Source organism: Nocardia higoensis (assembly GCF_015477835.1).
GTDB classification, from domain to species: Bacteria; Actinomycetota; Actinomycetes; order Mycobacteriales; family Mycobacteriaceae; genus Nocardia; species Nocardia higoensis_A.
The window spans coordinates 1,814,752-1,834,264 of the sequence record NZ_JADLQN010000001.1; the positions used below are offsets into that span (position 1 = coordinate 1,814,752).

Consider the following 19,513-nt stretch of genomic DNA (forward strand, 5'->3'; position numbering starts at 1 on the left):
TACGGCTGCTGCCAGGCCGGTCCCCGTCACGCGGCGGTCTCGAACTGGGCGCGCAGCTTGTTGAGCGCCCGGTGCTGCATGACCCGGACGACTCCGGGACTTGTGCCGATGGCCTCGGCCGTCTGAGCGGCCGACCAGCCGAGCACGATGCGCATGACCAGCACCTCCCGATGGGCGGGCGCCAGCACCTTCATCAGTTCCCTGGTCGCGGCGCGGCGCTCGAAGGCCAGCGCCCACTCCTCCGGGCCCGCCTCGGTGGACGGGGTGTCGGGCACGTCGGCCACCGGGTAGGTCGGATGCACCTGCGAGCGACGGAAGGCGTCGGCGACCTTGTTGGCGGCGATGCCGTAGACGAAGGCCAGGAAGGACTTGCCCTGGTCCTGGTAGCGCGGCATCGCCTTGACCGTCGCCATCAGCACCTCCTGCACCACGTCGTCGGCGGTGACCTGCAGATGCGCGGTGTTGCCCAGCTTCGCGCCGCAGTAGCGGCGCACCAGCGGGTGGATGGTGCGCAGGATGTCGGAGATCGCGCGCTGATCACCCGCGGCGGCCGGGCCGATCAGCTTCTCCACCTCGGCGGCCACCCGGCGGCTCTCGGTGAGAGCGGGCCCAGCCGCGGCGTGGGTGTGGTTCCTGGTGCGGGTCTGCTTCTCGATAGCCATCGGTGCGGTCCAATCTCGGGAGATCGTTCACGTTTTTCGTATGACGATCGTCCGGTGAAAAGGACTCACCGACCAGACACCCCAGGGTGGGTACCAACCCACCTCTGCGGTGTCCTCGCGCACCCCAGGCCCTTCGAAAACGCTGCGACGACGCGAGATTCGAGACGCCCCGAGGGGCGGGCTACGCGCCGGAGCGCACCGGCAGATGGCCGGCCCGGCGCACGGCCCAGATGGTGACGCCGAACGCGACCGCCGTCAGCGGCCAGCCCATGCCGATCCGGGCGGCGGCCAGCCAGCCCGTCTGGTCGGAGTCGTAGAGCTCGGACTGCACCAGGTACCTCGCGCCGAACACCAGCGCCCAGATGGCGGTCGCGAAGTCGTAGAGCCGCACCAGGGCGCGGTCGGAGCGCCACACCGAGCCGTGGCCGTTCAGCGCACCCCAGATCACCCCGACCAGCGGTCTGCGTACCAGGATCGACAGCACGAACCCGGCCGCGTAGACCAGACTGGTGTAGATGCCGAACAGGAAATACCCCTTGGCCTCACCCATCCGCCAGGCGATAAACGCGCAGATACCGACGCCGACGAAGCCGGATACGGCGGGCTGGATCGGACTGCGGCGGATCAGCCGCCAGACCAGAATCGCCGCGGCCACGCCGAGCGCCGCCCAGATCGCGGCGGTGAGCCCGAAGAAGCTGTTGACGGGGACGAAGACCACGACCGGGACCGTCGAGTAGATCAGGCCGCTGAAGCCGCCCATCTGCTCGAGCAGGGTCTGCTCGGTGCGCGGGGCCTCGGCGGCCTCGGTGTCGGGGGACGTCCCCTGTTCGGGTGCGGTGGCTCGCACCGGGGCGTCGAAGTGAGCGCCGTTGTCGTGGCTGGATGGCATACGTGTCAGCTGTTCCCGCGCAATTCGTAGTAGGGGTTGAAGATCACCTTGCGTCCGTCGCGTTCGCCGATGCGGCCGCGCACCAGCAGGCGACGTCCCGGCTCGATGCCGGGAATCCGGCGGCGGCCGATCCAGACCAGAGCGATCGCGTCGGTGCCGTCGAAGAACTCCGCCTGCACACTGGCGCCCGCCGACTTGGAACATGCTTCCACACTGCGGAGCCGACCGAGCATGGTGACTTCCTCACCACGACGGCAGTCCACCACCCGGCACGCGCCCGACGCGTCGGCTGTCTCGGCGAGTTCTTCTGCGTCGAGTTGATCGATGTCCTCGGTCAACCGCCGGCTCAGGCGTCGGAAGTAACTCGAGGCTGCGGATGGCATGGCAAGCACTCCTGCTCTCGGTCGTACACCGCCACTGTAGATCCCCCGCGGCACCCCCGCTACGCTCGACCCGATGTTCCACTCACCACACCCGGCTGCCGCACGACCATCCGTGCTTCCGTGCGTGGTCGCACTGCCCGGGACCGGCTCCGATGCCGATTTCGCCCGGCGCGCGTTCGGGTCCGCGGCCGACGAGCGCGGGCTGCGCTTCCGCGCGGTGGAGCCCGATCCCCGGGACGTGGTGGCGAGTTATCGCGCGGCGCTGGACGAAGCGGCCGACAACGGTCCGGTGCTCGTCGCCGGGATTTCGCTAGGCGCGGCGGTGGCCGTGGAGTGGGCTGCCGCCAGATCACGGCGGGCTGTCGCCGGCCCCGAGGCGATCGCCGGGGTGGTGGCGGCGCTGCCCGCCTGGACCGGGGCGGACACCGCCGGATGTCCGGCGGCGCTGTCCGCGGCGTATACCGCCGCGCGCCTGCGTGCCGATGGGCTCGAGGCAGTGATCGAGCAGATGCGCGCGAGCAGCCCGGATTGGCTCGGCGCGGCACTGGCCCAGTCGTGGCGTGCGCAGTGGCCGTGGCTGCCCGGCGCGCTGGAGGAGGCCGCGGCCTATGCGTGGCCCGATGCCGAGCAGTTGGCGGCGCTGAACGTGCCGGTCTCGGTGATCGCCACGACCGACGATCCGGTCCACCCGCTCGCGGTCGGTCGGCGATGGGCGGCGCTGATCCCCGGCGCGACGCTCGACTGCCTCACCCTCGACGAGCTGGGCGCCGATCCCCCCGTGCTCGGGCACCTTGGATTCGCCGCCCTGTCACGGGTGCTGCCGCCGATCCGCACGCCCGCATCCGAGCCGGCACCGGTCGGCTGACCCCGCACCGGACCGCCGCCCCCCTATCGCTCCGACGCAGAACCTGCCCCGAGGCCCATCGGCGGAGCGGGTTCGGATGAGCCGACGATCAGTTCAGGCCGAGCTGCTGCATGGCCGAGCCACCTGTTCCACGCCGGGGCTCCTGGGGCACCGGCTGCGGCGTCGGCACCGGCTGCGGCTGCGGGGCGGCCTGCTGCTGTTGTGCCTGCACCTGGGCCTGGTGGGCGGCGGCGAGCTGCTCGGCCAGCTGCGCGGGCAACACCACCGGCAGCGGATCGCGCACGGGCAACGGATCGGTCCCGCGCCGCACCACGGTCTCGGCCATGATCGCGCGCGCGGCGGCGACAAGAGGCAGCCCGTCCGCTGCGGCGCCCGGCGGGCCCGCCGCGACCAACCGCACCATCCAGCGGTAGCCGTCGACGCCGATGAACCGCAGATCCGCGGTCGCGGTCGCGGCGTGCAGTTCCCGACCCCACGGGCCGGTTTCCACCGAGACCTGCGCGCCGTCCTTGCGCAACGACTCGGCCAGGTCGGCGGCGACCGTGCGCCACTGACCGGGCGACTTCGGTGCCGCGTAGGCGGCGACGGTGATCCGTCCGTGCTCGGTGGCCAGGTGCACGGCCTGCGGCGCGCCCTCGGGGGTCATCTCCACCTGCAGCTGACCGCCGGGCGGGACCGGCAGGATCACCGAGCCGAGATCGAGGCGCTGATCGGCGACATTGTCCAGCAATTCGGCGACATCGTCGTAGTCGTAGGGACCGGTGCGCTGTTCGTCCGGTGCGGTCGCGGCCGTGGTGCGGTCGTAGTCGGCGTCCTCGTAGTCGCCCGCGTACTCGGCGTCGTACTCGTCGTCGTACTCGGCGTCGAGGTAACCGTCGTCGCTGTACTCGTCCTCGCCGTATCTGTCGCTGTCGCGCTTCTTCTTACCGAAAAGTCCCATGTCACCCCTCCTGACCGGCGCGCGCCATATGCGCCGCGCCCGGCGTCAAGCTCGCATGTCCACCGCTGGAGCCGTAACCGCCGGCACCACGGGGCGTGTCGTCGAGCTCGTCGACCTCGACGAAATCCACCAGTTCCACGCGCTGGACGAGCAGTTGCGCGATGCGGTCACCCCGGCGCAGCTCGATCGACTCGCGAGGATCGTGATTGATCAAGCAGACTTTGATCTCCCCGCGATAGCCGGCATCGACGGTGCCCGGAGTGTTCACCACCGACAGGCCGGTCTTGGCGGCCAGCCCGGAACGGGGATGGATCAGCCCCACCGTGCCGATCGGCAGGGCCACGGCGATGCCTGTGCCCACCAGCACGCGCTCACCCGGCTCCAGCACGACGTCCTGGGTGGTGCACAGATCCACCCCGGCGTCACCGGGATGGGCGCGGGAAGGTACCGGGATACCCGGATCCAATCGCCGCAGCGGTATCGCTGAAAGTGCGCTCACATCGGACGAGCCTACGCGCACCTGAGCGGCGCGCAGCGGTGACGGTGACTTACTGTGGAAATGTGTCGGACCAGCCCAACCCGTCGTCGACCGAGCCTCGCGACAGCACCGTGACCGCCTACCGAGAGCGCCTCTGGGTGCCCTGGTGGTGGTGGCCGATCGGCTTCGGCGTCACCGCACTGCTGGCCGCCGAGATCCAGATGGCCATCGGCGGTTCGTACGGCTGGCTGCCCTACCTGCTGCTGTTCCCGCTACCGGTGTGGGTGCTGGCGTGGTTGAGCAGGCACAGCGTGCAGGTGACCACGGACGCGTCGGGAACACCGGAACTGCACGTCGGTCGTGCCCACCTGCCGGTGAGCTTCGTCTCGCGGGCCGCGGTCGTGGCGCCCAGCGCGAAGAGCGCGGCGCTGGGCCGTCAGCTCGACCCGGCCGCCTACGTCCAGCACCGTCCCTGGGTGGGACCGATGGTGCTGCTCGTACTCGACGATCCGGACGACCCGACGCCCTATTGGCTGGTCAGTACGCGCGAACCCGGACAGGTTCTGGCCGCGCTCGGACTACCGAGCGCGGGGTGAGAATCTCCCGCTCGATCCGGCCGTGGGCCGGCCGAACTGTCGGCGACGCCGGCGGTCAGGCGGCGCAATCCATGCAGATCATCTGACCGCCCGCCTCGCTGGCGAGCCTGCTGCGGTGGTGCACCAGGAAGCAGCTGGAACAGGTGAACTCGTCGGCCTGCTTGGGGACCACCCGGACCGAGAGAACTTCCTCGGACAGGTCTGCGCCGGGAAGCTCGAACGACTCCGCGGTATCGGATTCGTCGATATCCACGACGGCGGACTGTGCCTCGTTGCGACGAGCCTTCAGCTCCTCCAGCGAATCCTCCGACACATCGTCGGATTCGGTACGCCTCGGTGCGTCATAGTCGGTTGCCATGTCGTCTTCCCCTCGTCCTTACTCCGTATATCCCGGACCGGCAGAGCCCACGCGGCGATTCCTACCCGGAACCGAACGTGAACCCGCACCGCCCCGCCGGTGGTGCACATCACAAGTGCTCCGCCTCGCGCATCAGGACAGATCCGACGGACCCATACCCGATTGCGCTCGGTAAACGCAGGACATGCCCTACTTGTTCCCGCGACCGACCACCGAATTGTCCGCCGATGTTTCGATCTGGGCCGCCAGACAATAGCGGACCCGTGGACAAAAGTCGCAATCAAAACACACCGATGGCGAAACCGATCGGGAATCGACATCGAGCCGGCGACGCATCGAGACCAACCGCCGCCTCCGGTCACACTTTTCGTAGAGTGTGCTGGTGGTTTCACTGATCACCGAAGGCAGCGCGACCGATCCCCAGGGTCGCCTCTATCCTCGGCGTCGCCCGCGCGCGTGGCTCATCATGCTCGGCGTTCTCGCATTGATCTGCTCGATCGTCTGGATCAAGGCGCTGACCACCGAGAACACCGACACCACGGCGATGGCGTGCAACTCGCCGAGCCCGGCCACCGAGCCAGGCGCCGAAGCCGCGCCCGCGCTCGGGCAGCGGGTCGGCGCATCGTGGCTGCAGGACGTCGAACCCGCGGCGCTCGCCCAGTCCAGAGTGCGTGTACTCAATGCCAACAACCAGCGCGGCCAAGCCGCGCACGTGGCATCGCGCCTCGGTGATCTGGGGTTCGCGAGTACCCCGGACACCCAATACGGTAACGATCCGATCTACACCAACGGCGACCTGGAATGCACCGGCCAGATCCGCTTCGGAGTGAACGGCAGGCCCGCCGCCGCCTCGGTGCAGCTCGTCGCCCCGTGCGCGGAACTGATTCAGGATCAGCGTGAGGACGACACGGTCGATCTGGTGCTCGGCTCGCTGTTCCGAGACGTGCAACCCAACAACGATGCCGAAGAGGTGTTGCGTTCGCTCAAGAACCCGGCCCCGGGCGACAGCCCGAAGATCGACATCGACCTGCTGGCGGCCGCACGCACCGCACGCTGCTGAACGCTCATGCCCGCGAGGCCACGCTCCGCTGGGGAGCGTGGCCTCGACGTCTGTCCGGGGCCGTTCGGTCTACTCGTCCGGAATCGGCTCGGTGGCGCCCGCCGCTGCCAGCAGTGCCGCGAGTCCGGTGGCGACACCCGGTGCCGCGGCGACCACCAGATCGCCCTGCGCACCGGTGTGCGAGGCGGGCGGCAGCGTGAGCAGTGCGCCTGCTTCGGCGGCGATGAGCGCGCCCGCACCCCAGTCCCACGGGTTGAGCCCGTGCTCGAAGTAGGCGTCCACACGTCCGGCGGCCACATGGCACAGATCGAGCGCGGCCGCGCCGAACCTGCGGATGTCGCGGATCTGCGGCAGAACCCGGCCGATGATCTCGGCCTGGCGGGTCCGTCTGCTGCGCCCATAGGCGAACCCGGTCGCGACCAGCGCGAGTTCCAGATCGGCGGCCTGCGAGCAGCTCAGGTGCTCGACCCTCCCGTCGGCGGATGTCGCGGTCGCGCCCGCCCCCAGGCCGGCGCTGTAGGTCACTTCGTGCGCTACATCGACCACCGCGCCCGCCACCGGACGACCGCCGCGCATGGCCGCGACCGAGACGGCGTATCCGGGCACGCCGTAGAGGAAGTTCACCGTCCCGTCGATGGGGTCGACCACCCAAGCCACCGCGTCGTCGCCGACGCCGAGGCTGCCGCCGCCTTCCTCGCCGAGGATCGCCTCGCCGGGGCGCTGGGTGGCGAGCAGTTCGCGGATCAACTCCTCGGACTCGGTGTCGACGATCGTCACCGGATCGGTCGCGTGCGACTTGGTCCGGACGGAGTCGGAGCCCTCGCCGGTTCCCGCGCCGAACACCTCCGGGCGGCGAGCCCGGACGTGGGCGGCGGCGCGTTCGGCGAGCGCGACCGCGGTGCGGCGCAGGTCCGCGACGGTCTCGGGAGATTCGGCGACGGCTTCGGTGGCAGATCTTGTCGAGTGCGGCACGCCTCCATCGCTACCACAGATCCGGACGACGGGGCGGCCTCCACCCGGCGCCGGGCGGGGCCGCGGCCCGCATTGCCCGTGCGGTCGGACACCCGGTGGCACGATCGGACATAATCGCCTGTCATCACAGGAGTCGGCTACGCAGAACGAGGGGTTGTCATGTCCGCTCGGGGGCACGCATTCGGTATCGATATCGGCGGCAGCGGCGTGAAGGGCGCCGCGGTCGACCTGGCCACCGGCAAGCTGGTCCACGAACGGATCAAGATCGCCACGCCACGCCCGGCGACCCCCGAAGCGGTCGCGGCGACAACCGCTCGCCTCGTGGCCGAGGCGGGCTGGGACGGGCCGGTGGGGATCACCATGCCCGCGGTGGTTCTCGGCGGTGTCACCCGCACCGCCGCCAACATCGACAAGAGCTGGATCGGCGCCGACGCGCGGACACTGTTCTCCACCGCGCTCGGCGGGCGCGAGGTCACCGTGCTCAACGACGCCGACGCGGCCGGACTCGCCGAGGATCGTCACGGAGCGGCAGCGGATTACAGCGGACTGGTCCTGGTGCTCACCTTCGGCACCGGTATCGGCTCGGCCCTGCTCTACAACGGCACCCTGGTGCCCAACTCGGAGCTCGGGCACCTCGAGATCGGCGGCATGGAGGCCGAGCACCGGGCCGCCGCCTCGGTGAAGGACCGGCGCGGACTCAGCTATGAACAGTGGGCCGTCGAGGTCTCCACCGTGCTCTCCGGCCTGGAGGACCTGTTCTGGCCGAACGTGATCGTCGCGGGCGGCGGCATCAGCCGTGACGCCGATCGCTGGATTCCCTTGCTCACCAACCGGACTCCGGTGGTCGCGGCGCGCCTGCGCAACACCGCGGGAATCGTCGGCGCGGCGATGGCCGTCGAGACCCATCTGGTGCCGTGACCTGGGCGCACCGAAACGGCCCGACAGGTGACCGGCGCGCGGGAAGGCGGCATCGTGCCATGAGTACCCTGGTCGGATAGTTACAATGGAACATGCCCGGCGGAGAGCCGGAGCCCGACCGGCCTTCCGCCGGTGAAACCCGACAGACCGCTCCGCCGGAACACAACTCTGGCGTGACGCCGCACGAGACCGTCACGAAAGGGCGTACGTGGTAGCCACGACCCGTCAGACCGCCGGTTCGGCCGACGCCGACTCCGAAGAACCCACAGCAGCTCGGCCGGTCCGCAAGGCTGCCGCCAAGAAGGCACCGGCCAAGAAGGTCGCTGCCAAGAAGGCGCCCGCCAAGAAGGCCGCGAATGCGGGGAAGGCCGCTGCCAAGAAGGCGCCTGCGAAGAAGGCCACCACCAAGAAGGCCGGAGCCGAGGGTGAGCCCGGCGCCGACGAGCCGCTCGACGACGAAGCCATCGACCTCGCCGATCTCGACGACATCGAGGTGGACGAGACCGACCTCGCCGATGAGGGCGAGCTGGTCGAGGCCACCGAAGAAGCGGCCGAGGAAGGAGCCGACGAGCCCACCGCCGCCGACAAGGCCTCCGGCGACTTCGTCTGGGACGAGGAGGAATCCGAGGCCCTGCGCCAGGCCCGCAAAGACGCCGAGCTCACCGCCTCGGCCGACTCGGTGCGCGCCTACCTCAAGCAGATCGGCAAGGTCGCCCTGCTCAACGCCGAGGAGGAGGTCGAGCTCGCCAAGCGCATCGAGGCGGGCCTCTACGCGGCGGAGAAGATGCGCGAGTTCGCCGAGACGGGCGAGAAGCTGCCGGTCGCTATGCGCCGCGACTTCAACTGGATCGTCCGTGACGGCAACCGCGCCAAGAACCACCTGCTCGAGGCCAACCTGCGTCTGGTCGTCTCGCTGGCCAAGCGCTACACCGGCCGCGGCATGGCCTTCCTCGACCTCATCCAGGAAGGCAACCTCGGTCTGATCCGCGCGGTCGAGAAGTTCGACTACACCAAGGGCTACAAGTTCTCGACGTACGCCACCTGGTGGATCCGGCAGGCGATCACCCGAGCCATGGCCGATCAGGCCCGCACCATCCGTATCCCGGTGCACATGGTCGAGGTCATCAACAAGCTCGGTCGCATCCAGCGCGAGCTGCTCCAGGATCTCGGCCGCGAGCCGACTCCGGAGGAGTTGGCCAAGGAAATGGACATCACCCCGGAGAAGGTCCTCGAGATCCAGCAGTACGCGCGCGAGCCCATCTCGCTGGATCAGACCATCGGCGACGAAGGCGACAGCCAGCTCGGCGATTTCATCGAGGATTCCGAGGCCGTCGTCGCGGTCGACGCCGTGAGCTTCACCCTGCTGCAGGATCAGCTGCAGTCGGTACTCGAGACGCTGTCCGAGCGTGAGGCGGGCGTGGTGCGCCTGCGTTTCGGCCTCACCGACGGTCAGCCGCGGACCCTCGACGAGATCGGTCAGGTCTACGGTGTGACCCGCGAGCGTATCCGGCAGATCGAATCCAAGACGATGAGCAAGTTGCGGCACCCGAGCCGCTCCCAGGTGCTGCGCGACTACTTGGACTAGTACCGACTAGCACTCGGCCCGGTTCTCGGCAACGCTACGACGCCCGGCGGTCACCACCGCCGGGCGTCGTCTCTTCCCTGGTTCGCCCGCGGACCTGCGCGTCGAACAGAAGAGCGCCCCGGTCAAACGTGATCGAGACCACTTGTTGTTGCCACACTTTCGCTGCCCGGTCCACGCTCGCCTGACGTACAGTCTGTCGCAATCATTCGTCATCGCCGGGTGTCTCGGCCCGGCTCTGGGGTTTTACACGTGCTCGACATTCACCACTTCAGTTACGGCTGGTTGACGCCCCTGCTGGCCTACGTCATGTCCTTCACCGGGTCGTTACTGGGACTGCAGTGCGCCATGCGGGCGCGCTCCGGTAACAGCAGGCCGCTCTGGCTCACCCTGTCCGCGCTGTCGATCGGCGGGGCGGGAATCTGGGTCATGCATTTCATCGCCATGCTCGGCTTCTCGATCCAGGGAGCCGAAGTCCGCTACGACGTGCCGCTCACTCTGCTCAGCGCGGTGTGCGCGATCGCGCCCAGCGGGCTCGGGCTGTTTCTGGTGATGCGCCCGCGACCGACGGTGGCGATGGTGGCCGGTGGCGGCGCGGCGATCGGAATCGGCATAGCCGCCATGCATTACGTCGGCATGGCCGCCCTGCGGACCAACGCGACGATCGAGATCCAGCCGTTGCTGGTGGTGCTCTCGGTGCTGCTCGCGATCGCCGCGGCAGGCGGCGCGCTGTGGTTCGCGGTACGCGTGGAGGGACTGCTGAGTACCGTCGGTGCGGCAGCGATCATGGCACTGGCCGCCTCCGGGATGCATTACACCGGGATGGCGGGCCTCGAGGCGCACACCGGGCACCGGCACGGCCCACCCGAGGGCGCCGGCGCGATGCAGTTGCTGGTGCCGTTGATCGTCGGAATCAGCATTGTCACCATGCTCCTGCTCATCACCGTGAGCCTGACCTCGATCGAGCGTGCCGTCGATCTGCCGCCACTGGAACCGGTGCAAGTGCGGCCCGCCGCGGACGATTTCGCCACCGGTCCGCTACCCGTCGTCCGTCCGGGCCACCGCGCCGGATCGCCGGCCGTTCCGGCATCTCCCGGGGTGACCGCCGGCCGCCCAGGGGCCGTGCCCGCGGCAGCGGGGACGCCCACAGGGCATCGCTCGCCGCCCGCGCATCGGATGCCGGAGCCCGTCGCGCTCCCGGCGTCCGAGCCCGCGCCGCGGCGGCAGGATCCGAATCAGAGCCGGCCGAACCGAGGGAAGTCCGCACCGCAACCGGTCGCCGCCGCCCAGACCTCCGGGACGCAGTACTGGCCGACGACCGACGACATCCGCAGGCGCGGCAAATCCTGAGCACCGCCGCGGCAATCGGCACGTATGCCGCACGGTTCCGCTCGACGGCCCCGTCTCAGCGGCCGGAGTCGTGCTCGGCAAGCGCGGGGAACGTTCCGTCCGGACCGGGGTGGAAGTCCGTCACCGCGGTCACCGCTTCCAGCGGCAGCGCGCCGTAGAGATGCGGAAAGAGCATGGCGTCGGGGTCGCCGGGCACGCCCGGTTCCCAGCGGATGGGGGCGCCGACCTCGCGGGCGTCGACATGGAGCAGGATCAGGTCGCGGCGGCCTCGGAACAGACGGTTCGCAGGCAGGTGCACCTGCGCCGGAGTCGACAGATGCACGAACCCCGATTCCGCCAGCGAGGGCGGTCGGTACTCTCCCGCCTCCAGCGCGGCCGTCCAGTCGCCGCGGGTGCAGAGGTGGAAAAGCAGGTGAGTGTCCGCGCGCACGGATTCGTCTCCCATCGAGCCGCAGTGACGGGCGCCCGGACGGTACCGGGAGCATCACACAAGCTTCACACAGGAACAGGAAGCGACTTCACCGGTCACGACTCGGGTCGGTGGGGAGAGAAAGGTGTGCCGGACAGTTCCACCGGCATACCGTCGACCGTCACACCTCCCTGGTGTCGGGGTCGACGATCAGACCGGAGGCCATCACCCGCCGATCCGGCCGAACGCGAGCGCCGGTCGAGAAGAACGTCAGTCGACGTGTTCGACCGGCAGGCCCAGGGTGATCCAGTCGTGGAGGCCGCCCCGGTAATACGCGAGCGCGGCGGCGGGGTGGCCCGCGTCGATCAGCTCCCGGATGGCCGCGGGTGACTGCGGGCACTGGGGGCCGTTGCAGAAGACCACGGTCGTGCCCGCCGGGTCCAGCTCACCACGGCGCTCGACGATCTCGCCGTGGGGGAGGTTGATCGCCCCGGGCAGGCTCACACCGCCGCGCGAGTCGGGGACGCGGGTGTCCACCAACCGGGCGCCCGCGCGGACCAGGTCGATGACCTCCAGTTCGCCGACGGTGGGAACTCCGGCGGCGCACTGCAGCGGTTGCAGCTCACCCCAGGTGGTCTCGACCGCGACCAGGTCGGCTTCACCTTCGATCGGACGGGGAACGTTCTGCGGGTCTCCGGTGCGGGTGCGAGGCGCCCTGGACATCGATGCGTTGTCGTTCGCCATGACAGCGAGCCTATCTCCGGTCGGCCGAAGCGCATGAGAGCACCGAACGCCCGTCTGCCGAGCAGACGGGCGTTCGTGCCGAGGGGGATCAGCGGAAGAGCGAACGCAGCGTCGTGGCCGGGCCCTGGGAACGGGCGGCCTCCGGTCCGCAGCTGCACTGCTGCGCGGGGGGCACGGAACGCATGACGGCGTCGACATGCTGTCCGCAGCCGCCCCAGCCGGTCTTTCCACATTTCGGGCATGCGACGGGGTAACACATGGGGTCCTCCTGGAATCGGTGACAACGATGGGTGGCGCACCGCGGACAGGCGTCCGCGGCGGCCTTCTGCACAGCTGTTCGGGTTACGCGGGGACGTGCGCCTCCGCCCAGGCGTTGTAGCCGCCGATCAGATCGGAGACGTTCTCGAAGCCCTGGGCCCGTAGCAGCGAGGCGGCCACGCTCGAGCGCCATCCGCCCGCGCAGTGCACGACGATCGGCTTGCCGGTGGGCACATGCTCGAGGCGAGTCCGCAACTGCGCCAGGGGGATCGGCACGGCCCCCGGAATGACGCCGAATTCGCGCTCGCCGGGATTGCGGATGTCGACCAGCGTCACCGCGTCCGCGGCCAGCATGTGGTCGAGTTGCTCGATGGAGGTACGCGGTGCGGGCTCGACCAGCTCGGACAGCTCGGCCGGGAACACACCGTCGTGGCCGACGTTCAGATATCCGATCGCGTTGTCCGACCCGATCCGCGCCAGCCGCATCGCCGCGTCCTGCTCTTCACCGGGATAGGTGATCAGCACGATGCGTTCGCCCACCTCGGCGACCATGCCGCCGGTCTCGGCGAATCGGCCGTCGAAACCGACGTTGACCGAGCCGCGCAGGTGCCCGGCGGCGAAGTCGTCCACGCTGCGGGCGTCGAGCACCCGGGTGCCCGCGGCGAGTTCGTCGCGCACCTGCGCCGCAGCGATCTCCGGGATGGTGCGGGCCTGATCGAGCAGCGGTCGGACCGCCTTGTTCAACCCGGCGTCGACGGAGAAGTACGAGGGGGCGGCGGGCTGGTTTTCGGTGACCAATGCCACGAACTGCTGCTCGGTCATCGGCTGCACCGACGGATTGGTCGTCCGCTGTTCCCCGATGGTCGAGGTCAGTTCGGTCGACAGATTCTTGCCGCACGAGGACCCCGCGCCGTGGGCGGGCATGACGACCACCGGATCGGGCAGAGTCAGCAACTTCTGGTGCACCGTGTGGTACATCGCCCGCGCGAGATCCTCGGTGGACGAATCGCCCAGGTTGACCAGGTCCGGCCGACCGACATCGCCGATGAACAGCGAGTCGCCGGTGAGCACCGCGGTCGGGGTCGCGCCCGGATGCTCACGCACCAGCACCGAGATCGATTCCCAGGTGTGCCCCGGAGTGGACAAGATCTCGAGATCGACCTCGCCGAGGGACAGGTGTTCGCCGTCGCGCAGGCGGCGGATCGGGTAGTCCGCCTCGGCGGCCTCCCCGAAGCCGATCCATGCCCCGGTCGCCTCGAGCAGTTCCAGATGGCCCGAGACGAAATCCGCGTGGAAGTGCGTGTTGATGACGCCTTCGATGGTCAGGCCATGCGCGGCCGCATCGTCGAGGTACTCGGTGACGTCCCGGCGAGGATCGACCACCACCGCTCGCCCGGTGCTCTCGTCGCCGATCAGGTACGACGCGTGCGACAGGCACTCGATGTAGTACTGCTCGAGAATCATGCGTTCCTCCCGTGAGGCGAGCCGGATGTGTTTCCGGGGATGTGGACAGGATGCCATATACCCCCTAGGGTATGTCAAATACCCCCCTGGGTATTCCTTCCGATGATCTGTCACCTTCACCGAGGAGCTATGCCATGAAGGAAATCGACACCGTGGCCTTCGCCCGCGCCTGGGAATCCGGCGCCGCCGTGCTGGATGTGCGCGAAGACTTCGAATACGCCCAGGCACACGTCCCGCGGACGGTGTGGATTCCGCTCGGCCAGTTGGCCGAGCGTCTGGCAGACGTGCCCAGCGGCGAGATCGTGTACGTGATCTGCGCGAGCGGCAATCGCAGTAAGCAGGGAGCGCGGATTCTCGAATCCGCGGGCCGCACGGCCGTCTCGGTCGCCGGCGGCACCGCCGCGTGGCTGCTCGCGGGCCACCCCGTCGAACGCGGCCTCACCGCCGTCGGCGACAGGAGCTGACCGTGATCGCGCTGACAGTCGCACTGGCGGTCGTGGTCGGCATCACCCTCGGCCTGCTCGGCGGCGGAGGATCCATCCTGACCGTCCCGTTGCTCGCCTACGTCGCCGGCATGGACGCCAAGGAGGCGATCGCCACCTCACTGCTCGTCGTCGGCGTGACCAGCGCGGTCGGCGCGATCTCCCATGCACGGGCGGGGCGAGTCCAGTGGCGCACCGGCATCCTGTTCGGTCTCGCCGGAATGGCGGGCGCCTATGTGGGCGGCCTGCTCTCCCGGTTCGTCCCCGGCGGCATCCTGCTGCTCGCCTTCGCCGCGATGATGATCGCCACCGCGATCGCCATGCTGCGCGGCCGTAGGAACACGGTCGGCGCCGCCGAAGCGCCACACGCCATGCCGGTGGGCAAGATCCTGCTCGAGGGCGCGGTCGTCGGCCTGGTGACCGGCCTGGTCGGCGCGGGCGGCGGGTTCCTCGTGGTCCCTGCCCTGGCACTGCTGGGCGGACTGCCCATGCCGGTAGCCGTCGGGACGTCGCTCATCGTCATCGCCATGAAGTCCTTCGCCGGCCTGGGCGGGTACCTGTCCGCGGTGCAGATCGACTGGCGCCTCGCGGCGATGGTCACCGGGGCGGCCGTGGTCGGCAGCCTGATCGGCGGCCGATTGACCGCGGTGGTCGATCCGGACGCACTGCGCAAGGGCTTCGGCTGGTTCGTCCTGGCCATGTCCTCGGTCATCCTGGCCCAGGAACTCCACCCGGCGGTCGGCGTGGCCGCGGCCGCGCTCACGCTCGCCGCCGCGGGCCTCACCTTCGCCTGCGAGCGCGGCGAGCACTGCCCCGTGCGACGATTCTCCCGCCCACCCGAGGCCACGGTGCCCGCCGTGTGAGCCGAGGTTCGCAGCAGCATCGCGGCGACGAACGGTCGAGAGTGCGGACATTGACGAGGGCCGAGATGACCGAACGTGCGTGTGAGTGTCACAGCGCACGGGTAGTCTCCAATCAGACCAACTGGACAGGCGTCAATCACGGGGTGATCGAGGGTGTTTCGATCGGGGGGGACCGGCTGTGTTCGCTCTGGGCGAAAATCCCAGGTCGTGTTAGAGAAAACACACCGGATTCCCTACGGGAACAAACCCCGTGGCGTGAACGTCTGACAGAGTAGTCATACCACTGCTGGGAAGTAGCGGTAGCGAGCTCGTGGTGAGTGACCACGAGCCCCACACCAGGTGAACGGACTGTAGTGCCGGGAGCCAGGACGGAGGAGTCATGCCAGGAACCCTGACTAGCACCCCACTGACCGCGGTCGATCGTTGCGACCGTTGCGGGGCTGCCGCCCGTGTGCGCGCAGTGCTGCCCGCAGGTGGAGAGTTGCTCTTCTGCCAGCATCACGCGAACGAACACATGGATCGACTGCGTGAGCTCGAGGCCGTCATCGACACGGAATCGGCTCCCGCCCTCTGAATCCCGCTTCGCGATGATTTCCCGCTCCGACGTTCTCACGTCCTGACACAACAGCATCGAACAACAGAAGATCGTCTTCCCCGGCAGCGGGCGACTCCTCGGTCGTCCGCTGCCGGCGTTTCCCGACAGTTCGCCGGAGCGCCGCCGGTGCCCTGGCTCACCGATGCACGTCGGCGAGAATGCCCTCGATCAGCTTGGCCAGGCCGAAGGCATAGGCGCCCTGCGGATCCGCGGGCGCCTGATGGATCTCGCCGACCGCTTCGCCCACCCTGGTCGCCAGCGGGAACTCCGAGGCGGGCATCACCCGGGACAACTCCGGGCCGACCTGTTCCCACCACTGCGCGTCACTGATCTGTCCGGTCTCCCTGGTCGCGGCGACCGCCAACCGGGCGTTGCCGGTGGCGAAGTCGGTGAGCACCGCGATCACCCGGTCCATTTCGACGTCGGAGAGCCCGATTCCGTCGATCGCGGCGAGCTGGCGTTCGTAGCGCCGCATCCGGCCCGGGCCGAGCACCAGCCGCCACGGCGGCACCTCCAGCAGCCACGGGTGGGCGATGATCTCGGCGCGGACGCCGTCGGCGATCGCGGCCATCCGTTCCCGGATCCCGGCCGCGGGATCGATCGGCCGGTCCCGCTCGGCGACGGCATCGACCATCAGGACGGTCAAGGCTTCCTTGCTGGGCACGTAGGTGTACACGCTCATCGGGCGCAGGCCGAGTTCGGCGGCGATGGCCCGGATGGACACCTTCTCGTACCCTTCGCGGTCGGCGAGCGCGACGGCCGCCGCCACCACCTCGTCGACGCTGACGGCGGGTTTGGGTCCACGCGCGACGGGCCGGCCGGGCAGGGAGTGCCGCCACAGCAGGGTGAGCAATCGGCCGGCCGCACCGGGGTCGTCCTGAGACACGTTCCTCCTCGCGTGTTCCGCTCGCGCGGGTCCGCAGGTCGAGCCACAACCGTGCGGTTGCCGCAACGGTACCGACGCCCGCACGGCGACGATCGCCGCGCATACCGGACCGGGAACAAAGTCCGTACGGTGTACGTTATCTCAACGCATCATCGAACGCGACGCCCGGAGGTAGTCCTGCCCATCCCCGAGACCCCCGCGCCCACCGATCCCACATCCGGCACCACGGCGACGGCCGTCGGCACCACCGTCCCCGGAGTCGACCAGTGCGCGCCCGCGCACCCGCACCAGCCGACCGAACAACCCCCTGGTTCAGCATGCCCCGAGGCATCTCCGCAGCACGCACACAGCAACCGAGTGACAAAGCCCCGGAAATCGTCGACCCGTCACGGCGCAAGCACTCCCGACGCCGCCGCTACGGGGCGCGCGACCGTGCGCCGGACAGCCCAGGCCACCTACCTCCCCGACCGGCATCTGTTCGCTCTGTGGACCTGGTCCGGGCTCGACCCCGGTGCCGCCCCCGACGACGTGGGCGTGGCCGAGCGCATCCCCCTGGTCGTCCCCGCCGGTGACCGGCTGCGGGTGACCGAGGTCGACTGCGCGCTGCTCACCCCGAGCGAACTCACCGAGATCTCGTCCACGACGGCCACTCCGTCGCTGCTCGCCTGGCAGAGCGCATTGCGCGGCGCCACGCCCACGCCCGTCCTGCCCCTGGCCGCCCACGCGATCCCCGACGCCGTGGGCGAGTCGGTGCTGGCCCCCGGTGCGGCGATGCGTGCGCTGACCACGACCGAGGCGGTCGCCGCCGAACTCACCGACACGTTGCGCGCGGACCTGCGTGGCTATCAGGCGCGGGGGGTGAGCTGGCTGCGCGCGACCGTCGAGGCCCACGGCGGCGCGATCCTGGCCGACGAGATGGGGCTGGGAAAGACGTTGCAGGCCATCGGTTTTCTGCTCGGCCGGGCCGACGGACCGCAGCTGGTGGTCTGTCCGACCTCGCTGGTGGGCAACTGGGTGCACGAGATCGAACGATTCGCGCCAGGTCTCCGGCCGCGCGCCTGGCGCGGCGGCGACCCGCACACCGAGCCGGGCACGGTGGTGGTCGCCGGCTACCCGACACTGCGCCTGCACGGCGAGCGACTGGCCGCGACACGGTGGCGCAGCCTGATCTTCGACGAAGCGCAGGCGCTGAAGAATCCCCGGACCCAGGTGGCGAGGGCGGCACGCTCGCTCACTGCCGAAGCGCGCGTCGCTCTCACCGGCACCCCGGTGGAGAATCGGCTCGACGAGCTGTGGGCGCTGCTGCATCTGGTCGCACCGCGCCTGTTCGCGCACCGCACCCAGTTCCGGCGCCGCTTCGTCCGACCCATCGAGGAGGGTTCGCCGAGCGCGCCCGCCCGGTTGCGCGCCGCCGTCGAACCGGTCCTGCTGGCCAGGACGAAAAAACAGGTCGCCGCCGCGCTGCCCGCCAAGATCCAGGTGGACCTGCGCTGCGATCTCACCGAGGAACAGCGGCGGCTCTACGACGATCTGCTGACGCGGGCCGTGGACGACGGCTTCGGTGACGGCGCGCAACGACAGACCCGCGTGCTCGCCGCGCTCACCGCGCTCAAACAGGTCTGCAACCACCCCGGGCTGATCACCGGCGACCTGAGCGAACTCGGCGGGCGCAGCGGCAAATTCGATCTGTGCACCGACATCCTCGCCGCCAACATGCAGACCGGTTCCCCCACCCTCGTCTTCACCCAGTACCGGCAGACCGGCGAACTGCTCGTCCGGCATCTGGCCGAACAGTTCGCCGTCACCGCGCCGTTCTTCCACGGCGGTCTGAACCAGGCCGAACGCGCGCGTATCGTCGAGGATTTCCAGTCCGAGGACGGCCCGCCGGTGCTGGTGCTGAGCCTGCGCGCCGCGGGAACCGGTCTGACGCTCACCCGCGCCGCCGACGTCGTCCACTACGACCGCTGGTGGAATCCGGCCGTGGAGGCGCAGGCTTCCGACCGGGTCCACCGGATCGGGCAGACCCGCACGGTCACCGTCACCACGTTGACCTCGGACACCACCGTGGAGGAACACATCGCGGGCATGCACGACCGCAAATCGGCACTGACCGACTTGTCCGGCGCCTCCGCGGTGGCGGCGCTGGCCAAGCTCGACGACGAGCAGCTGATCGAGATCCTGCGACGGAAGCGGGGAAACTGATGGCGGACAACGAATTCGGCTACACCCGCTGGGGCATGGACTGGGTACGCCTGGCCGAGCCGCTGCACCGCACCCGCCCCGAACCGCTGCTGCCCCGCGCCCGCAGCGTCGCGCGCAACCACGGGGTCGGCCTCGAGATCGAGGGCAGGATCGTGCGCGCGCACATCCACCGCGGCGGTCAGGCGTCGGTCACCCATCTCGAAGTCGAACCGATGCCACGCGCGATCATCTCGGCGATCGCCGAGATCGTGGCCGACCCGGCACATCTCACCGATGAGACCCATCGCGCTCTGATCGACGCGGGTATTCCCCTCGCACCGGTGCTGACCAGCACCGACTGCTCCTGCTCAGCCCGCACGGCGCACTGCCTGCACATTTTCGCCGTGCTGTACGCCCTCGCCCGCCGCGTCGACGAGAATCCGCGGGTGGCTCTGGAATTGCGAGGCTACTTCGAGACGAGCCCTCTCGAGGGCAATGCGGACGTTGCGCCGCCGCGATGGATACCGCTGCACGCGATCGACCCGGCGGGCTACTTCGAGCCCGCGCGATGAGGCCGA

General features: G+C 69.5%; 22 protein-coding genes. 11 read left to right on the top strand and 11 right to left on the bottom strand.

The features are described from left to right. Positions 1–26 precede the first annotated feature (26 nt). From IU449_RS08165 to IU449_RS08175, 3 genes are all read right to left on the bottom strand, one after another. Positions 27–662 (bottom strand): sigma-70 family RNA polymerase sigma factor, encoded by a 636-nt coding sequence (locus tag IU449_RS08165; RefSeq protein ID WP_195001268.1) that lies wholly within the window; start codon positions 660–662, stop codon positions 27–29. 181 nt (positions 663–843) lie between these two features. Next, complete coding sequence (locus tag IU449_RS08170) at positions 844–1,422, bottom strand: DUF3159 domain-containing protein (RefSeq protein WP_195002398.1); 579 nt, start codon at positions 1,420–1,422, stop codon at positions 844–846. Between the two features lie 134 nt (positions 1,423–1,556). After that, positions 1,557–1,934: an OB-fold nucleic acid binding domain-containing protein gene (locus IU449_RS08175; protein ID WP_195001269.1), complete on the bottom strand. Its 378-nt coding sequence runs from the start codon at positions 1,932–1,934 to the stop codon at positions 1,557–1,559. Positions 1,935–2,007: 73 nt separating this feature from the next. Here IU449_RS08175 and IU449_RS08180 point away from each other — a divergent pair, with 73 nt between their 5' ends. Next, positions 2,008–2,799, top strand: coding sequence for an alpha/beta fold hydrolase (locus IU449_RS08180; protein ID WP_195001270.1), 792 nt, complete (start codon positions 2,008–2,010; stop codon positions 2,797–2,799). Between the two features lie 88 nt (positions 2,800–2,887). Here IU449_RS08180 and IU449_RS08185 read toward each other — a convergent pair whose 3' ends face one another. Further along, positions 2,888–3,739 carry a DUF3710 domain-containing protein gene (locus IU449_RS08185; protein WP_195001271.1) on the bottom strand — a complete coding sequence of 284 codons (852 nt, stop codon included), beginning with the start codon at positions 3,737–3,739 and terminating at the stop codon, positions 2,888–2,890. 1 nt (position 3,740) lies between these two features. Then, on the bottom strand, positions 3,741–4,238 hold the full coding sequence (dut, locus tag IU449_RS08190) for a dUTP diphosphatase (protein WP_195001272.1): 498 nt from the start codon (positions 4,236–4,238) through the stop codon (positions 3,741–3,743). A 62-nt stretch (positions 4,239–4,300) separates the two neighbouring features. On the opposite strand from dut, the gene IU449_RS08195 reads away from it, so the two are divergent. Continuing rightward, positions 4,301–4,813 carry a DUF3093 domain-containing protein gene (locus IU449_RS08195; protein WP_324188132.1) on the top strand — a complete coding sequence of 171 codons (513 nt, stop codon included), beginning with the start codon at positions 4,301–4,303 and terminating at the stop codon, positions 4,811–4,813. Positions 4,814–4,868: 55 nt separating this feature from the next. Here the strand turns inward: IU449_RS08195 and IU449_RS08200 are convergent, their stop codons facing one another. After that, positions 4,869–5,171 (bottom strand): DUF4193 domain-containing protein, encoded by a 303-nt coding sequence (locus IU449_RS08200; RefSeq protein WP_195001274.1) that lies wholly within the window; start codon positions 5,169–5,171, stop codon positions 4,869–4,871. A gap of 382 nt (positions 5,172–5,553) precedes the next feature. Here IU449_RS08200 and cei point away from each other — a divergent pair, with 382 nt between their 5' ends. Next, entirely contained in the window at positions 5,554–6,231 is a 678-nt protein-coding gene (gene cei, locus IU449_RS08205) for an envelope integrity protein Cei (RefSeq protein ID WP_195001275.1), read from the top strand. A 69-nt stretch (positions 6,232–6,300) separates the two neighbouring features. On the opposite strand, the gene IU449_RS08210 is transcribed toward cei, so the two are convergent. After that, a complete protein-coding gene (locus IU449_RS08210) occupies positions 6,301–7,203 on the bottom strand; it encodes an inositol monophosphatase family protein (RefSeq protein WP_324188133.1) in 903 nt (300 codons plus the stop codon). Positions 7,204–7,362: 159 nt separating this feature from the next. Between IU449_RS08210 and ppgK the strand changes: the two genes are divergently transcribed. From ppgK to IU449_RS08225, 3 genes are all read left to right on the top strand, one after another. Next, a complete protein-coding gene (ppgK, locus tag IU449_RS08215; RefSeq protein WP_195001276.1) occupies positions 7,363–8,121 on the top strand; it encodes a polyphosphate--glucose phosphotransferase in 759 nt (252 codons plus the stop codon). A 208-nt stretch (positions 8,122–8,329) separates the two neighbouring features. Next, on the top strand, positions 8,330–9,706 hold the full coding sequence (locus IU449_RS08220; RefSeq protein WP_195001277.1) for an RNA polymerase sigma factor: 1,377 nt from the start codon (positions 8,330–8,332) through the stop codon (positions 9,704–9,706). Between the two features lie 249 nt (positions 9,707–9,955). Then, the gene (locus IU449_RS08225; protein ID WP_195001278.1) at positions 9,956–11,053 is read left to right on the top strand and encodes an MHYT domain-containing protein; all 1,098 of its coding nucleotides are present in this window, start codon (positions 9,956–9,958) and stop codon (positions 11,051–11,053) included. Positions 11,054–11,108: 55 nt separating this feature from the next. Here the strand turns inward: IU449_RS08225 and IU449_RS08230 are convergent, their stop codons facing one another. The 3 genes from IU449_RS08230 to IU449_RS08240 all read right to left on the bottom strand — a co-directional run bounded on the left by IU449_RS08230 (position 11,109) and on the right by IU449_RS08240 (position 13,928). Further along, on the bottom strand, positions 11,109–11,498 hold the full coding sequence (locus tag IU449_RS08230) for a DUF952 domain-containing protein (protein WP_195001279.1): 390 nt from the start codon (positions 11,496–11,498) through the stop codon (positions 11,109–11,111). A gap of 234 nt (positions 11,499–11,732) precedes the next feature. Beyond that, entirely contained in the window at positions 11,733–12,206 is a 474-nt protein-coding gene (locus IU449_RS08235; protein WP_195001280.1) for a rhodanese-like domain-containing protein, read from the bottom strand. A gap of 342 nt (positions 12,207–12,548) precedes the next feature. Further along, positions 12,549–13,928: an MBL fold metallo-hydrolase gene (locus IU449_RS08240; RefSeq protein ID WP_195001281.1), complete on the bottom strand. Its 1,380-nt coding sequence runs from the start codon at positions 13,926–13,928 to the stop codon at positions 12,549–12,551. Between the two features lie 134 nt (positions 13,929–14,062). On the opposite strand from IU449_RS08240, the gene IU449_RS08245 reads away from it, so the two are divergent. From IU449_RS08245 to IU449_RS28955, 3 genes are all read left to right on the top strand, one after another. After that, on the top strand, positions 14,063–14,392 hold the full coding sequence (locus IU449_RS08245) for a rhodanese-like domain-containing protein (RefSeq protein WP_195001282.1): 330 nt from the start codon (positions 14,063–14,065) through the stop codon (positions 14,390–14,392). Between the two features lie 2 nt (positions 14,393–14,394). After that, positions 14,395–15,273 carry a sulfite exporter TauE/SafE family protein gene (locus IU449_RS08250; RefSeq protein WP_195001283.1) on the top strand — a complete coding sequence of 293 codons (879 nt, stop codon included), beginning with the start codon at positions 14,395–14,397 and terminating at the stop codon, positions 15,271–15,273. A gap of 379 nt (positions 15,274–15,652) precedes the next feature. Beyond that, the gene (locus tag IU449_RS28955) at positions 15,653–15,847 is read left to right on the top strand and encodes a DUF7455 domain-containing protein (protein ID WP_029903635.1); all 195 of its coding nucleotides are present in this window, start codon (positions 15,653–15,655) and stop codon (positions 15,845–15,847) included. Between the two features lie 157 nt (positions 15,848–16,004). On the opposite strand, the gene IU449_RS08255 is transcribed toward IU449_RS28955, so the two are convergent. Then, on the bottom strand, positions 16,005–16,754 hold the full coding sequence (locus tag IU449_RS08255) for a TetR/AcrR family transcriptional regulator C-terminal domain-containing protein (protein ID WP_195001284.1): 750 nt from the start codon (positions 16,752–16,754) through the stop codon (positions 16,005–16,007). 474 nt (positions 16,755–17,228) lie between these two features. On the opposite strand from IU449_RS08255, the gene IU449_RS08260 reads away from it, so the two are divergent. Both IU449_RS08260 and IU449_RS08265 read left to right on the top strand, forming a co-directional pair. Next, positions 17,229–18,956, top strand: a complete 1,728-nt coding sequence (locus tag IU449_RS08260; RefSeq protein WP_195002400.1) for a DEAD/DEAH box helicase — start codon at positions 17,229–17,231, stop codon at positions 18,954–18,956. Next, positions 18,956–19,507 carry a hypothetical protein gene (locus IU449_RS08265; RefSeq protein WP_195001285.1) on the top strand — a complete coding sequence of 184 codons (552 nt, stop codon included), beginning with the start codon at positions 18,956–18,958 and terminating at the stop codon, positions 19,505–19,507. Before IU449_RS08260 ends, IU449_RS08265 begins: the two co-directional genes overlap by 1 nt. Positions 19,508–19,513: the final 6 nt, after the last annotated feature.